The sequence below is a fragment of the Actinomadura litoris genome, assembly GCF_009733595.1.
GTDB lineage: Bacteria > Actinomycetota > Actinomycetes > Streptosporangiales > Streptosporangiaceae > Spirillospora > Spirillospora litoris.
The window spans coordinates 89,805-104,836 of sequence record NZ_WOFH01000015.1 but is presented as its reverse complement, the minus strand read 5'-3'; the positions used below and the strand labels follow the sequence as shown (position 1 = coordinate 104,836).

At 73.3% G+C, this 15,032-nt stretch carries 10 protein-coding genes; all 10 read left to right on the top strand.

Annotated features, from left to right (window positions below):
• Window positions 1–2: 2 nt before the first annotated feature.
• The 10 genes from GNZ18_RS34125 (at window position 3) to GNZ18_RS34080 (ending at window position 15,000) form a co-directional block, all read left to right on the top strand.
• Window positions 3–1,541, top strand: coding sequence for a sugar ABC transporter ATP-binding protein (locus GNZ18_RS34125; protein ID WP_156220774.1), 1,539 nt, complete (start codon window positions 3–5; stop codon window positions 1,539–1,541).
• Window positions 1,541–2,608, top strand: coding sequence for an ABC transporter permease (locus GNZ18_RS34120; RefSeq protein WP_156220773.1), 1,068 nt, complete (start codon window positions 1,541–1,543; stop codon window positions 2,606–2,608). The genes GNZ18_RS34125 and GNZ18_RS34120 overlap by 1 nt, the downstream gene beginning before the upstream one ends.
• Complete coding sequence (locus tag GNZ18_RS34115; protein ID WP_156220772.1) at window positions 2,605–3,600, top strand: ABC transporter permease; 996 nt, start codon at window positions 2,605–2,607, stop codon at window positions 3,598–3,600. The genes GNZ18_RS34120 and GNZ18_RS34115 overlap by 4 nt, the downstream gene beginning before the upstream one ends.
• Window positions 3,601–3,664: 64 nt before the next feature.
• A complete protein-coding gene (gene rhaS / locus GNZ18_RS34110) occupies window positions 3,665–4,747 on the top strand; it encodes a rhamnose ABC transporter substrate-binding protein (RefSeq protein ID WP_156220771.1) in 1,083 nt (360 codons plus the stop codon).
• Between the two features lie 2 nt (window positions 4,748–4,749).
• A complete protein-coding gene (locus GNZ18_RS34105; protein WP_376766293.1) occupies window positions 4,750–5,094 on the top strand; it encodes an L-rhamnose mutarotase in 345 nt (114 codons plus the stop codon).
• Window positions 5,087–6,253, top strand: a complete 1,167-nt coding sequence (gene rhaI, locus GNZ18_RS34100; RefSeq protein ID WP_214620468.1) for an L-rhamnose isomerase — start codon at window positions 5,087–5,089, stop codon at window positions 6,251–6,253. The genes GNZ18_RS34105 and rhaI overlap by 8 nt, the downstream gene beginning before the upstream one ends.
• Complete coding sequence (locus GNZ18_RS34095) at window positions 6,253–9,360, top strand: alpha-L-rhamnosidase (RefSeq protein WP_173390972.1); 3,108 nt, start codon at window positions 6,253–6,255, stop codon at window positions 9,358–9,360. The genes rhaI and GNZ18_RS34095 overlap by 1 nt, the downstream gene beginning before the upstream one ends.
• On the top strand, window positions 9,357–11,408 hold the full coding sequence (locus GNZ18_RS34090) for a bifunctional aldolase/short-chain dehydrogenase (RefSeq protein ID WP_156220768.1): 2,052 nt from the start codon (window positions 9,357–9,359) through the stop codon (window positions 11,406–11,408). The genes GNZ18_RS34095 and GNZ18_RS34090 overlap by 4 nt, the downstream gene beginning before the upstream one ends.
• A gap of 184 nt (window positions 11,409–11,592) precedes the next feature.
• Window positions 11,593–11,730, top strand: coding sequence for a hypothetical protein (locus GNZ18_RS34085; protein ID WP_156220767.1), 138 nt, complete (start codon window positions 11,593–11,595; stop codon window positions 11,728–11,730).
• A 69-nt stretch (window positions 11,731–11,799) separates the two neighbouring features.
• Window positions 11,800–15,000 carry a family 78 glycoside hydrolase catalytic domain gene (locus GNZ18_RS34080; RefSeq protein ID WP_156220766.1) on the top strand — a complete coding sequence of 1,067 codons (3,201 nt, stop codon included), beginning with the start codon at window positions 11,800–11,802 and terminating at the stop codon, window positions 14,998–15,000.
• Window positions 15,001–15,032: the final 32 nt, after the last annotated feature.

Below are 15,032 nucleotides of genomic sequence, written 5' to 3'. Positions count from 1 at the left end.
TGATGACAGCACCCGCGCGATCGGCGCCGCCGACATTGGCGCTGGTCAACGTGAGTAAATCGTTCGGCGCCGTGCGCGCCCTCCAGGACGTGACGCTGGAGCTCCACGCGGGTGAGGTGCACGCCCTGGCCGGGGAGAACGGCGCGGGCAAGTCAACGGTCGTAAAAACGTTCGCAGGCGTGCACCGGCCGGACGCGGGCGAGGTCCGCGCGGACGGCGCCGCCGTGACGTTCGGCGGCCCCGCCGACGCGCGGGCCGCCGGGGTCGCGGTCATCTACCAGGAGCCCACGCTGTTCCCGGACCTGTCGGTCGCCGAGAACATCTTCATGGGCCGCCAGCCCCGCGCCGGTCTCGGCCGGATCGACCGCCGCGCCATGCACGCGGAGACGGCGCGGCTGTTCGAGCGGCTCGGCGTCCCGCTCGACCCGCGGCAGCCCGCCCGGGGACTGTCGATCGCCGACCAGCAGGTCGTCGAGATCGCCAAGGCCATCTCCCGGGACGCGCGGGTGCTGATCATGGACGAGCCCACCGCCGCGCTCACCGGCCAGGAGGTCGCCCGGCTTTTCGCGGTGACCCGCACGCTGCGCGAGCAGGGCTGCGCGGTGCTGTTCATCTCGCACCGGCTGGAGGAGATCTTCGAGCTGTGCCAGCGGGTCACGACGCTCCGCGACGGCGGCTTCGTCGGCACCGACCTCGTCGCCGACCTCACCCCGGACGACCTCGTCCGCCGGATGGTCGGCCGCGACCTCGACGCCCTCTACCCCAAGCAGGACGTGACGCCCGGCGAGACCGCGCTGAAGGTCCGCAGGCTGACCCGCGAGGGCGCGTTCACCGACGTGTCGTTCGACGTCCGGCGCGGCGAGATCGTCGCGCTGGCCGGGCTGGTCGGCGCCGGACGCAGCGAGGTCGCCCGCGCGCTCTTCGGCGTCGACCGGTGGGACGCCGGGACCGTCGAGGTCGACGGCCGCGCCCTCCCGCCCGGCAGCCCCACGGCCGCGATGTCGGCGGGGCTCGCGCTCGTCCCCGAGGACCGGCGCCAGCAGGGCCTCGTCATGGGCATGTCCATCGAGCGCAACATGGGGCTCACCCAGCTCAAGGCGCTGCGCCGCGAGAGCGGGCGCGGCGGCCTGATCTCCCGCCGGGTCGAGCGGGACCGCGCCGCCGACTGGGGCCTGCGGCTCCAGCTCAAGTACTCCCGCCTCACCGACGCCGTCGGCGTCCTGTCCGGCGGCAACCAGCAGAAGGTCGTCCTCGCCAAGTGGCTCGCGACCGAGCCCGCCGTCCTGATCGTGGACGAGCCGACCCGCGGCATCGACGTCGGCACCAAGGCCGAGGTGCACCGGCTGCTGTCCGAACTGGCCGCCCACGACCTGGCGGTGCTGATGATCTCGTCCGACCTGCCGGAGGTGCTGGGCATGGCCGACCGCGTCCTCGTCATGCACGAGGGCCGCCTCACCGCCGAGATCCCGCGCGCGGACGCGACCGAGGAGACCGTGATGGCCGCCGCGACGGGCCGTCCCGGCAATGGAAAGGCGGCGTGATGACCGTACTGGCGGAGTCCCCGGCGCGGCCGGGAGCGGGCGGGCCGCCGGGCGGCGGGCGGCGGCTGGTCGAGATGGTGCTGCGCGCCCGGGAGCTGAGCATCCTCGGTGCGCTCGCCGTCCTCGTCGTCGGGACGACGATCGCGAACCCGCGCTTCCTGTCCGGGCAGGGCGTGAAGGACATCTTCCTCAACGCCTCGATCCTGGTGCTGCTCGCCGTCGGGCAGAGCATGGTGGTCGTCACCCGCAACATCGACCTGTCGGTCGGGTCCGTCGTCGGGCTCGTCGCGTTCAGCGCCGGGAGGTTCGCCTCCGGCGGTGACCGGAACATCGTGCTCGTGCTGCTGGTCGGCGTCGCGATCGGACTGGTGTGCGGGCTGGTGAACGGGCTGCTCGTCAGCTTCTGCCGGGTGCCCGCCCTCGTCGTCACCCTCGGCACCCTGTACGTGATCCAGGGGCTCGACTACCGCATCGCGCACGGCGACCAGATCGGCGCGGCGGAGCTGCCGCCCTCGGTGCTGGAGCTCGGCAGCGACGGCGTGCTCGGCGTCCCGTACCTGCCGGTCATCACCGTCGTGGTGATGCTGGCGGTCGGGTACTACCTGAGGTCCTACTCGTCCGGACGCGAGTTCTACGCGATCGGGTCCAGCCCGGAGGCGGCGCTGCTCGCGGGCGTCCCGATCCGCCGCCGCGTCCTCACCGCGTACCTGGTCAGCGGCGCGCTCGCGGGCCTCGCCGGGGTGCTGTGGCTCGCCCGGTTCGGCACCGTCGTCGCCGACGCCGCGCACGGCTGGGAGCTCAAGGTCGTCAGCGCGGTCGTCGTCGGCGGCATCGCCATCACCGGCGGCGTCGGCACCGTGTACGGCGCGGCGCTCGGCGCGCTGCTGCTCACCACCATCGGCAGCGTGCTGGTCGTGCTCAAGGTCGACTCGTTCTGGCAGGACGCGATCACCGGCGTCCTGCTGCTGCTCGCCATCAGCGTCGACCGGCTGCTGGCGCTGCGCGTCACCCGGGCGCTCAAGCAGCGCTCCCTGGAATCCACCGCGCACAGGGAGGGACGGCCATGAGCCGCATCGGAGGCATGCTGCGCTGGGAGACGGCCGTCACCGCCCTGCTGGTCGTGGTGTTCGCGGGCGGCGCCGGGTTCTCGCCCGACTTCGCCGGCGGCGACAACCTGTCGTTCGCCCTGGACGACCTCAGCGAGATCGCGCTGATCGCGCTGCCGATGACGCTGCTCGTCGTCTGCGGCCAGGTGGACCTGTCGGTCGCCTCGATCCTCGGCCTGTGCAGCGCCCTCACCGGCAAGCTGTGGGACGCGGGCCTCGCCATCGAGATGATCATCCCGCTGGTGCTGCTCGTCGGGGTCGGCTGCGGCCTCGTCAACGGGCTGCTCGTCACGCGGCTCGGGCTGCCGTCCCTCGCCGTCACGATCGGCACGATGACCCTCTACCGGGGCCTCGCGTACGTGACGCTCGGGACGGGCGCGATCTCCGAGTTCCCGGCCGCCTACACCGACCTCGCGACGTCGTCCGTCCCGGGCACGCCGATCCCGTACCCGATCGCGCTGTTCGCCGTGCTCGCCGCCGTGACGGGGACCGTCCTGCACGCCACCGGCGCCGGACGGTCGCTGTTCGCGATCGGCGCGCAGGAGGACGCCGCCTACTTCGCCGGCATCCGCGTGAAGCGCGCCAAGCTGGTCCTGTTCGTCGTGTCCGGGCTGGTGGCGGGGTTCGCGGGCGTCGTCTACACGCTCCGCTACGGCAGCGCCCGCGCCGACAACGGCCTCGGACTCGAACTCACCGTCATCGCGGCGGTGCTGCTTGGCGGCATCGACTTCGACGGCGGCAAGGGCACGCTCGGCGGCGTGATCGCCGCCGTCCTGCTGATCGGCCTGCTCCGCAACCTGCTGATGCTCAACGACGTCTCCACCGAGGTCCAGTCGATCGTCACCGGGCTCCTGCTCATCGTCAGCGTCCTCACCCCGCGGCTGATCGCCGTGGCGCGCGAGGCCCGGGGCAGACGGCGGGGCGCGCGAACCGCGGCCGCCGCCCTGCCCTGACCCGGCGCCCGAGCCCCCCGCCGCGACCCACCCCCCGGAAGAAAGAACCCTGAGAGGCACCCTGATGACCATTCGTCTGCGCGCCCCGCGGCTGGCCGCGGTCGCCACGGCCGGCGTCCTGGCCCTGAGCCTGGCCGCCTGCGGCGGGACCACGAAGGACTCCTCGTCGGCGTCCGACGCGGGCACCTCCGGCGGGACGGCGTCGGCCGACCCGAACGCGCCGCTGAAGAAGGGCCTCAAGCTGGCGTTCCTGCCGAAGCAGGTCAACAACCCCTACGAGACGATCGTCGACGACGCCGGCATCGCGGCGGCGAAGGAGTTCGGCGGCGAGGCCAAGGAGGTCGGGCCGTCCGACGCGTCGGCGTCCTCGCAGGTCTCCTACATCAACACGCTGATCCAGCAGCGGCACGACGCGATCCTCATCGCGGCGAACGACGAGAACGCGGTGTGCGGGCCGCTGAAGCAGGCGCGGTCCAAGAAGATCAAGATCGTCGCCTACGACTCCGACACCAACCCCCAGTGCCGCGACCTGTTCATCAACCAGGCCGGCTCGGAGGAGATCGGCCGCAGCGAGGTCAAGCTCCTCGCCGAGCAGCTCGGGCACGAGGGCGAGATCGCGATCCTGTCGGCGACGGCGAACGCCACGAACCAGAACACCTGGATCAAGTTCATGAAGGACGAGCTGGCGAAGCCCGAGTACTCGAAGATGAAGCTCGTCAAGGTCGCCTACGGGGACGACGACGACCAGAAGTCGTTCCAGCAGACGCAGGGCCTGCTCCAGGCGTACCCGAACCTCAAGGGCATCATCTCGCCGACCACGGTCGGCATCGCGGCGGCGGCCCGCTACATCTCCGCCTCCAAGTACAAGGGGAAGGTCGCCCTGACCGGCCTCGGCACGCCGGACCAGATGCGCAAGTTCGTCAAGGACGGCACCGTCAAGCAGTTCGAGCTGTGGGACCCGAAGAACCTCGGCTACCTCGCCTCGTACGCGGCGGCGGCGCTGTCGTCCGGGCAGATCACCGGCGCGCAGGGCGAGAGGTTCAAGGCGGGCAAGCTCGGCGAGCGCACGATCGGCGGCAACGGTGAGGTGATCCTCGGCCCGCCCACCGTCTTCGACGCCAAGAACATCGACCAGTACCACTTCTAGAAGTGAACGGGAAGCGCGTCTGCTTCCTGCTGAAGGTCAGGCAGGACCGCCTGGAGGAGTACGAGCGGCGTCACCAGGCGGTCTGGCCCGGCATGCGGGACGCCCTGCGCGACTCCGGCTGGCACGACCACTCCCTCTTCCTACGCGAGGACGGCCTCCTCGTCGGCTACCTGAAGACCGACGACTTCGAGGCCGCCCGGGCGGCGATGGCCGCACGAAGGTCAACGCCCGCCGGCAGGCGGAGATGGCGCCGTTCTTCGAGGACCTCGACGGCCGTCCCGATCGGGGGATGCGGCCGCTCCCTGAGGTCTTCCACCTGGATTGAGAGGTCAAGTGCCCGTGGTTGACACCAGCGCGGTGAAGGGCGCCCTGCGCCGCCAGCAGATCGAGACCCCCTCGTGGGCGTACGGGAACTCGGGGACCAGGTTCAAGGTCTTCGCGCAGGAGGGCGTCCCGCGCACCCCGTGGGAGAAGATCGACGACGCCGCGCAGGTGCACCGGTTCACCGGCGTCGCGCCGACCGTCGCCGTCCACATTCCCTGGGACAGGGTCGATGACTACGCGGCGCTCGCCGCGCACGCCGAGGAGAGGGGGGTGCGGATAGGCGCGGTCAACACCAACGTCTTCCAGGACGACGACTACAGGCTCGGCAGCGTCACCAACCCGGATCCGGCCGTCCGCCGCAAGGCGCTCGGCCACCTCCTGGACGCCGTCGACATCATGGACGCCACCGGTTCCCGCGACCTGAAGCTGTGGTTCTCCGACGGCACGAACTACCCGGGCCAGGACGACGTCCGGACCCGCCAGGACCGGATGGCCGAGGCGCTCGCCGCCGTCTACGAGCGGCTCGGCGACGGCCAGCGGTTCCTGCTGGAGTACAAGCTGTTCGAGCCCGCGTTCTACATGACCGACCTGCCGGACTGGGGGGCGTCCTACGCGCACTGCGTGAAGCTCGGCCCGAAGGCGCAGGTCGTCGTCGACACCGGGCACCACGCTCCGGGCACGAACATCGAGTTCATCGTCGCGTTCCTGCTGCGCGAGGGGAGGCTCGGCGGGTTCGACTTCAACTCCCGCTTCTACGCCGACGACGACCTGATGGTGGGCGCGGCCGACCCGTTCCAGCTCTTCCGGATCATGTACGAGGTGGTGCGGGGCGGCGGCTACGACCCGGACACGGGGGTCGCGTTCATGCTCGACCAGTGCCACAACATCGAGCCGAAGATCCAGGGCCAGATCCGCTCGGTGATGAACGTCCAGGAGGCGACGGCGAAGGCGCTGCTCGTGGACGGCGACGCGCTCCGCGCCGCGCAGGAGGCCGGCGACGTCCTCGACGCGAACGCGGTGTTCATGGACGCCTACAACACCGACGTCCGCCCGCTGCTGGCGGAGCTGCGCGAGGAGATGGGCCTGCACCCGGACCCGGTCGCGGCGTACAGGGCGTCCGGCTACTTCGAGAAGGTCCGCGCCGAGCGGACGGCCGGCCAGGCGGCGGGATGGGGCGCGTGATGATCTCTCGAAGAGGCTTCCTCGGGGCCACGGCCGCGACCGGCGTCGCGCTCGGCGTCCCCGCCACGGCGCGGGCGGGGTCCGGCGGCGGGATGCGGGTGACCGCGCTCGACGTCCAGGACGCCCCGAACCCGCTCGGCATGGACGAGCCCGCCCCCCGGCTCGGCTGGCGACTGGTCTCGCCGCGCCAGGGTGACGCCCAGACCGCCTACCAGGTCGTGGTCTCCTCCGGGCGGGACGTCGTCTGGGACAGCGGCCGGGTCGCCTCCGCCGAGACGCGCAACATCGTGTACGGCGGTCCGGAACTGGAGCCGGGCCGCCGGTACGAGTGGAAGGTGCGCGCCTGGGACGCGGCGGGCCGCACGTCGGGATGGGGCGACCCCGGCTGGTGGGAGACGGGCGTCGGCGACTGGGGGACCGGCTGGATCTGGCCGGGTTCCACCGTCCCGGTCTGGGACGACTTCCGCCTGGAGGCCGACCTCACCGTCACCGAGCTGGCGTTCGGCCTGTTCTTCCGCGCTGACGGCGGGTCCAACGGCTACATGTGGCAGCTCTCGGAGGGGTCGCTGCTGCGGCCGCACAAGCTGGTGAACGGCGCCTGGACGGTCCTGAAGAGCGTGCCGATCCCCGTCGGCCAGGTGATCGGCACCCCGCTGAAGGTCGCGATCGACGCGCGCGGCGCCACCATCCGCACGTACGTGGACGGCGCGCTCGTGGACACCCTGTCCGACGGCACGTTCGCGTCCGGCACCGTCGGGCTGCGCACCGACGGGCGCGAGGCGGGCGTGCTGCGGCGGATCACCGTCACCGGCGGCGGCCCGCCGCTCGACGACGACCTCACCGGCGGCGCGCCCTACCGGTGGAGCGCGGGCGCGGTCGCGGACGGCGAGCTGCGGATCACCGGCGCGGTCGCCTTCCCCCGGCCGTACAACCCGCTGCTGCGCAAGGAGTTCACGCTGCGGGCGCGCCCGTCGCGGGCCCGCGCGTACATCTGCGGGCTCGGCTACCACGAGCTGTTCATCAACGGCGAGCGCGTCGGCGACCACGTGCTCGACCCGGCGTGGACCGACTACGCGCGCCGCGTCGGCTACGTCGTCCACGACGTGACGCACCACCTGGCCAAGGGGCGCAACGCGGTCGGGGTCGCGCTCGGGCGCGGCTGGTTCGCCGGGATGGGCACCGGGAAGATGGGGCCCGGCGATCCGGCGCCGGAGCCGGGCACGGGCTGGGACGGCCGCCAGCGCCTCCTGTTCCGGCTGGTCGCGGACGGTGCGGCGATCGTCGGCGACGGCACCTGGAAGACCACGCCCGGCCCGTCGTACTCGGGCGCGGTCACCCCGGACACCGAGCACTACGACGCCCGGCTGGCCGTCCCCGGCTGGTCCTCCCCGGGCTTCGACGACGCGGCCTGGACGCCCGCGAAGCCGATCCGGACCGCCGGCGTCGAGGTGCGGGCCCAGGCGATCGAGCCCATCAAGATCACCGACTCGCTCCGCCCGGTGAGGATCACCAATCCGGCGCCGGGCGTGCACGTGTACGACTTCGGCGCCAACATCGCGGGCGTCGTCCGGCTGAAGGTCCGCGGCCCGGCGGGCACCGAGGTGCGGCTGCGGCACGGCGAACGGCTCGACGCGGACGGCACCGTCCACCCCGGCGGACGCGACCAGACCGACACCTACGTGCTGAGCGGCAAGGGCACGGAGGTCTGGCAGCCGTCGTTCAGCTACAAGGGCTTCCAGTTCGTCGAGGTGCGCGGCTACCCGGGCACCCCGGGACGCGACGCGCTGCGCGCCCTGCGCCTGCACACCGCCGTCGCCGGCACGGGCCGCTTCAGCTGCGCGAACGACCTGCTGAACCGGATCCACGAGGCCGCGCGCTCCACCCTCCTCAACAACCACGTCTCGGTGCCGACCGACGGCTCGATGGAGGAGAAGCTGCCGTGGACGGGCGACGCGGGCCTCATGGAGGACTCCGCCTTCGCCAACTACGACATGCGCCGCTTCTACACGAAGTGGCTCGCCGACATCCGCGACACGCAGGGCGAGGACGGCGACATCGCCTCGTGGGCGCCGCAGCCGCGGCCGGGGTTCCGCCGGCCGTCGCCGTCCTGGGCGAACCAGTACGTCGCGACCGTGTGGAACCTGCACCGGTACTACGACGCGCCCTGGGTGCTGGCCGAGTACTACGACTCGCTCGACCGGTACGCCGCCTACGAGGCGGGCCGGCTGGACGGCAGGGGCCTCAGCACCGACGAGTGGGGCGACTACACCGCGCCGTCCGCGCAGAACGCCGCCGTGAACGCGCTGATGGGCACCGCGTACGTGCACCGGACCCACGTCCAGCTCGCGGAGATCGCCGCCGAACTGGGCAAGGACGCCGACGCGCGGCGCCTGCGCGGCAAGGCCGCCGAGCTGTCCCGCGCGTTCAACGCCGCGTACCTGGACTCCGGGCGCGGCCTGTACCGGGCCGACGACGAGTACCGGCAGACGCCGAACGTGCTGGCGCTGGCGTTCGGGCTCGTGCCGGCCGAGCACGTCGCCGCGGTGGTGGCGAACCTGGTGCGGGACGTGGCCGAGACGCGCGACGGCCACCTCGACACCGGCGTGCTCGGCACCAAGTACCTGCTGCCGGTGCTGTGCGACCACGGCCACGCCGACCTCGCCTACCGGGTGGCGACGCAGACCACCGAGCCGAGCTGGGGGTTCTGGTTCGCCAACGGCGCGACATCGCTGTGGGAGATGTGGCACCTCGGCTCGCGCTCGCGCGGCCACGGCTTCCTCGGCACGGTCGAGGAGTGGTTCTACCGGTACCTGGCGGGGATCGAGCCGGCCGCGCCCGGGTTCCGGCGGATCCTGATGCGCCCCTGTCTGCCCGCCGGGCTGGCCCGCGCGGAGGCGTCGATCGACACCGTCCGCGGCCGCGCCGCCGTGGGCTGGCGGCGGGAGAACGGGCGGCTGGCGTTCCGCGCCGAGGTGCCGGTCGGCGCCGTGGCCGAGGTGCGCCTGCCCGCCGGCGCCGTCGCGCTGGACGGCGCGCGGCGGCTCGGCCCCGGCCGCTTCGAGGCGGGTCCGGGCATCCATCGATTCCAGGTGAGGAGAGGCCGATGACGGGCAGTCCGCCCGAGGTCGGGCAGCTGATCGAGCGTGCGCACGCGCTCGGGTCCGACCCGCGCAACACCAACTACGCCGGTGGGAACGCGTCCGCCAAGGCGGTGGTGGAGGATCCGGTGACCGCGTCGCCGGTCGAGCTGATGTGGGTGAAGGGCTCCGGCGGCGACCTGGGCACGCTGGCCGAGGAGGGGCTCGCCGTCCTGCGGCTCGACCGCCTGCGCGCGCTCGCGAACGTCTACCCGGGCGTCGAGCGCGAGGACGAGATGGTCGCCGCGTTCGACTACTGCCTGCACGGGAGGGGCGGGGCGGCGCCGTCCATCGACACCGCCATGCACGGCCTCGTGGACGCCGCGCACGTCGACCACCTGCACCCCGACTCCGGCATCGCGATCGCGACGGCGGCGGACGGGGCGGAGCTGACCCGGCGGATCTTCGGCGGCCGGGTGGCGTGGGCGCCGTGGCGGCGCCCCGGGTTCCAGCTCGGCCTGGACATCGCCGCGATCAAGGAGGCGAACCCGGAGGCGATCGGCGTCATCCTCGGCGGCCACGGCGTCACCGCGTGGGGTGCCACGAGCGGGGAGTGCGAGGCGAACTCGCTCGACATCATCCGCACCGCCGAGGCGTACATCGCCGAGCACGGCAGGGACGACCCGTTCGGCGAGGTGGTCCACCCGGCGCTCCCGGCGCGGGAGCGGCGGGCGAGGGCGGCGGCGCTGTTCCCGCTGCTGCGCGGGCTGGTGTCCACCGACCGGCGGCAGGTCGGGCACTTCACCGACTCCGATACCGTGCTCGACTTCGTCGCCCGCGCCGAGCACCCGCGGCTCGCCGCGCTCGGCACCTCCTGCCCGGACCACTTCCTGCGCACCAAGGTCGCGCCGATGGTGCTCGACCTGCCGCCGGACGCCCCGCTCGACGACGCCAAGGCGCGCCTCCGCGAACTGCACGCCGCCTACCGCAAGGACTACGCCGCCTACTACGCGCGGCACGCCACCGCCGACTCGCCGCCGATGCGGGGCGCGGACCCGGCGATCGTGCTCGTCCCCGGCGTCGGCATGTTCTCCTTCGGCGCGGACAAGCAGACCGCGCGCGTCGCGGGCGAGTTCTACGTCAACGCGATCAACGTGATGCGCGGCGCGGAGGCGCTGTCGTCGTACGCGCCGATCCCGGAGGCGGAGAAGTTCCGCATCGAGTACTGGGAGCTGGAGGAGGCCAAGCTCCGCCGCAGGCCGGAGCCGAGGCCGCTGGCGGCGCGGATCGCGCTGGTCACCGGCGGCGGGTCCGGGATCGGCGCGGCCACCGCCCGCCGCCTGGCCGCCGAGGGCGCCTGCGTCGTCGTCGCCGACCGGGACGCCGCGGCGGCGGAGAAGGTCGCGGCGGAGATCGGCGGGTCCGCCCTGCGGCCCACCGACGCGGCCGTGCCCGCCGCCGCCGACGTGACGTCCGAGGACGAGGTCGCCGCCGCCGTCCGGGCCGCTGTCCTCGCGTTCGGCGGCGTCGACCTCGTCGTCAACAACGCCGGACTGTCGATCTCCCGGCCGCTGCTGGAGACCAGCGCGCGGGACTGGGACCTCCAGCACGACGTCATGGCGCGCGGCTCGTTCCTCGTCTCCCGCGAGGCCGCCCGCGTCATGGTCGAGCAGGCGATGGGCGGCGACGTCGTCTACATCGCGTCGAAGAACGGGGTGTTCGCCGGGCCGAACAACATCGCCTACGGCGCGGCCAAGGCCGACCAGGCGCACCAGGTCCGGCTGCTGGCCGCCGAGCTGGGCGAGCACGGGATCCGTGTCAACGGCGTCAACCCCGACGGCGTCGTCCGCGGCTCCGGGATCTTCGCGGGCGGTTGGGGCGCCGAGCGCGCCGCCGTGTACGGGGTGGAGGAGGAGCGGCTCGGCGAGTTCTACGCCCAGCGGACGCTGCTGAAACGCGAGGTGCTGCCCGAGCACGTCGCCGCCGCGGTCGCCGCCCTCACCGGCGGGGACCTGACCCACACGACCGGCCTGCACGTCCCCGTGGACGCGGGCGTCGCCGCCGCGTTCCTGCGCTGACCCCGCCCGCCGCAGACCGGTCGCCGCGCGGAGCCCGGCCGGCGGCCCGGACCGCGCGGCCGCGGCGCCCACAGCGCCGCGGCCGCACCGTCCCGTCCGGGCCGCCGGCCTTCCCCGAAGGGCCGGCTCGACCGAAGGGGCGGCCCAGGGGCCCCATCCCGACGAACGACCACGAGGAGAGGACATGCCGGACGACACGACCCGGCCGCCGGTGAAGGTCGGCCTGGTGGCGGGGGGCCTCGGCGCGTACTGGCCGCAGTTCCCCGGCCTGCTGCCGCGGCTGAGAAGGTCCGCCGAGCGTGTCGCGGACTCGTCCACGTGAACCCCTGACGGACGACGACCCGCTCCCACCTCTCGACCTTCGTTCCAACCAGCGCTGAGGAGCACGTTCATGAGCGAGTTGTCCAGGAGAAGGTTCGTCCAGGCGGGCGGGACCGCCGCCGCGGCGGTCACCGCGGGCGGCGCGATCGCCGCGCCCGCGGCCGCCGCTCCCGGCCGCGCGGCGGCGCGGACGCTGCGTCCCGCCGACCTGCGGGTCGACCACCGGCGGTCGCCGCTCGGCATCGACGCGGCGCGGCCGACGCTGGGCTGGCGGTTCGCCGCCGGGCCGCGCGACGCGGTGCAGGCGGCCTACCAGGTGCGGGTGGCGAGCGCGGACGACCGGCTCGCCCGCCCCGACCTGTGGGACTCCGGCAAGGTCGCGGGCGGCGCCGTGTCCGCCGTCTACGCCGGGCGGGCGCTGCGGTCGCGTGAGCGGGCGTCCTGGCAGGTCAGGGTGTGGGACGGGCAGGGCCGCGCGTCCGCGTGGAGCGAGCCGTCCCACTTCGAGATGGGCCTGCTCGCCGCCGCGGACTGGACGGCCCGCTGGATCGGCCACCCCGCGTGGGCGGGGGAGCCGCGGCCGAAGTCCGCGACGGTCGCGTTCCCCGCCAGGACGGCGCGGTACGTCCGGCTGAACGTGACCCGGCTCGGCCTGCCGATCAAGGAGGGCTGGCCCTACAAGGTGTCGCGGCTGCAACTCGCCGAGGTGGAGGTCCGGGACGGCGCGTCCGGCGCGAACGTGGCGCTGAGGGCGGCGGTGGCCGCGTCCGAGAGCTACACGGTCGGCGGGCAGTGGGAGCCGAAGGCCGTCACCGACGGCTCGCTGACCAGCGACGACGCCCCGTTCGGCTACACGAGCATGGAGCGCCGGGACCAGGCGCTCGCCAGCCCGGTCTGGCTCAGGATCGACCTGGGGGAGGAGCGGCGGTTCGACCGCGTGGTGCTGTATCCGCGCACCGACGCCCTGACCGACGACGAGAGGACGCCCAACTTCCCCGAGGACTTCACGGTCGAGACGTCCAACGACGGCACGGCCTTCGACACGGCCGCCACGGTCAGGGGGCAGGAGGCGCCGCCGCCGCTGCACCGCCTGCCGGAGGCGCTGCCCGTCTTCGAGCGCGGCTTCAGGCTGGGGAAGCGGGTGCGGACGGCCCGCCTCTACACGACCGCGCTCGGCGTCCTGGACGTCACCGTGAACGGGCGCCCCGTCAGCGACGCCGTCCTGGAGCCGCCGTACAGCACGTACAAGAAGCGGCTCGTCTACTCCGCCTACGACGTCACCGAGCTGCTGCACCGGGGCGGCAACACCGTGCGGGTCGAGCTGGGCCCGGGGATGGCGCACGTCCCGCCCACCCCCGGCCGCTACGAGAAGCTGACCCGCTCGGACGGCAAGCCCGCCTTCCTGGCCCAGCTCGACATCACCTACACCGACGGCACCCGCGAGACCGTGGCGTCGGACGCGTCCTGGCGCGCCGCGCTCGGCGCCACGACCTTCGCCAACTGGTACGGCGGCGAGGACCACGACGCCCGCCGCGTGCCCGGGGACGGCGACTGGACCGACGCGGTCGAGGTCGCGTCCCCCACCGCGAGCCTCGCCGCCCGCACGTCCCCGCCGATCGAGCCGGTCGCCGTGCTGCGCACCCGGAAGATCACGCGGCCGAAGGACGGCGTGTACGTCGTCGACCTCGGCGTGAACTTCGCCGGGTGGCCGAAGCTGCGCGTCCGCGGTCCCGCCGGGACGACGGTGACGATGCGCCCCGGCGAGCTGCTCGCCGCGGACGGCACCGTCAGCCAGCACACGACCGGCTCGCCGATCTGGGACACCTACACCCTGTCCGGGCGCGGCACCGAGACGTGGCATCCGCGGTTCGTCTACCACGGCTTCCGCTACCTGCAGCTCGAAGGGCTGCCGTCCGCGCCGGACGACGGCACGGTCACCGGGATCGTGCTGCGCGCCGCGAACGAGACGGCGGGCACGTTCACCAGCTCGCACGGCCTGCTCAACGACATCCACAAGATCATCGACCGGGCCGTGCAGAGCAACATGTACTCCGTCCTGACCGACTGCCCGCACCGGGAGAAGCTCGGCTGGCTGGAGCAGGCCAACCTCGTCTTCCCCGCCGTCGCGCGCAACTACGACGTGGCCGCCTACTACGGCGACCTCGTCCGCAACATCGCCGAGGCCCAGACCGAGGACGGGCTCGTCCCCGACATCGCGCCCGAGTTCACCGTCTTCGGTGGCGGGTTCCGGGACGACCCCAACTGGGGCAACGTCATCGTGTTCGCGCCCTGGCAGATGTACCGCGCCTACGGCGACACCGCGACGCTGCACGCCTATTACCCGAACATGGTCCGCTACGTCGACTACCTGTCCCGCAAGGCGAGCGGGCACCTGCTCGACCACGGCCTCGGCGACTGGATCGCGTTCGACACCAGCACCCCGAACGGCGTCACCGCGACCTTCGGCTACCACCGGGCCGTCTCCGCGCTCGCCCGTATCGCGAAGGTCGTCGGCCGGGAAGCGGACGCCGCGAAGTACGACGCACTCGCCAAGGACATCGGCGACGCGTTCAACGCCAGATACGCCACCGGCGACACCTACGGGTCGGGCAGCCAGGCGTGCGACGCGTTCGCGCTGGACATGGGGGTCGTCCCGGCCGCGAGACGGGACGCCGTCCTCGCCCACCTCGTCGACTCGATCAAGGCGAGGGGCTACCACCTCACCGTCGGCGAGATCGCGCTGCCGTCGGTGTTCCACGTGCTGTCCGCGGCGGGACGCGACGACGTCGTCCACGCGTTCGCCACGCAGACCGGCAACCCCAGCTACGGGTACCAGGTCGTCCACGGCGCGACGTCGCTGACCGAGAACTGGGACGGGCCCACCTCCGGCCTCTCGCAGAACCACTTCATGCTCGGCGCGATCGACGAGTGGTTCCACGCCGGGCTCGCGGGCCTCGGGCAGACCGACGACTCGATCGGGTTCGAGACGCTGCTCGTCCGGCCGGCCGTCGTCGGCGACGTCACCCGCGCCGCCGCGACCTACGAGACGCCCCGCGGCCGGGCGGCGTGCTCATGGCGGCGCACCGGCCGGAGGCTGCGGCTGGACGTGACCGTCCCGCCCGGCGCGAAGGCCCGCGTGGAGTTCCCGCTCCTCGGTGGGAACTCCAGGCCGAGCGCCCCCTCCGACGCCCGCCGACTCGGCGTCCGGGACGGCCGAGCCCTCTTCGAGATCGGCTCCGGCGACTGGAGGTTCGAGAACACCGCGTCCTGACCGCGGAGGTTCCGGTGGGCCGCGCGGGGACT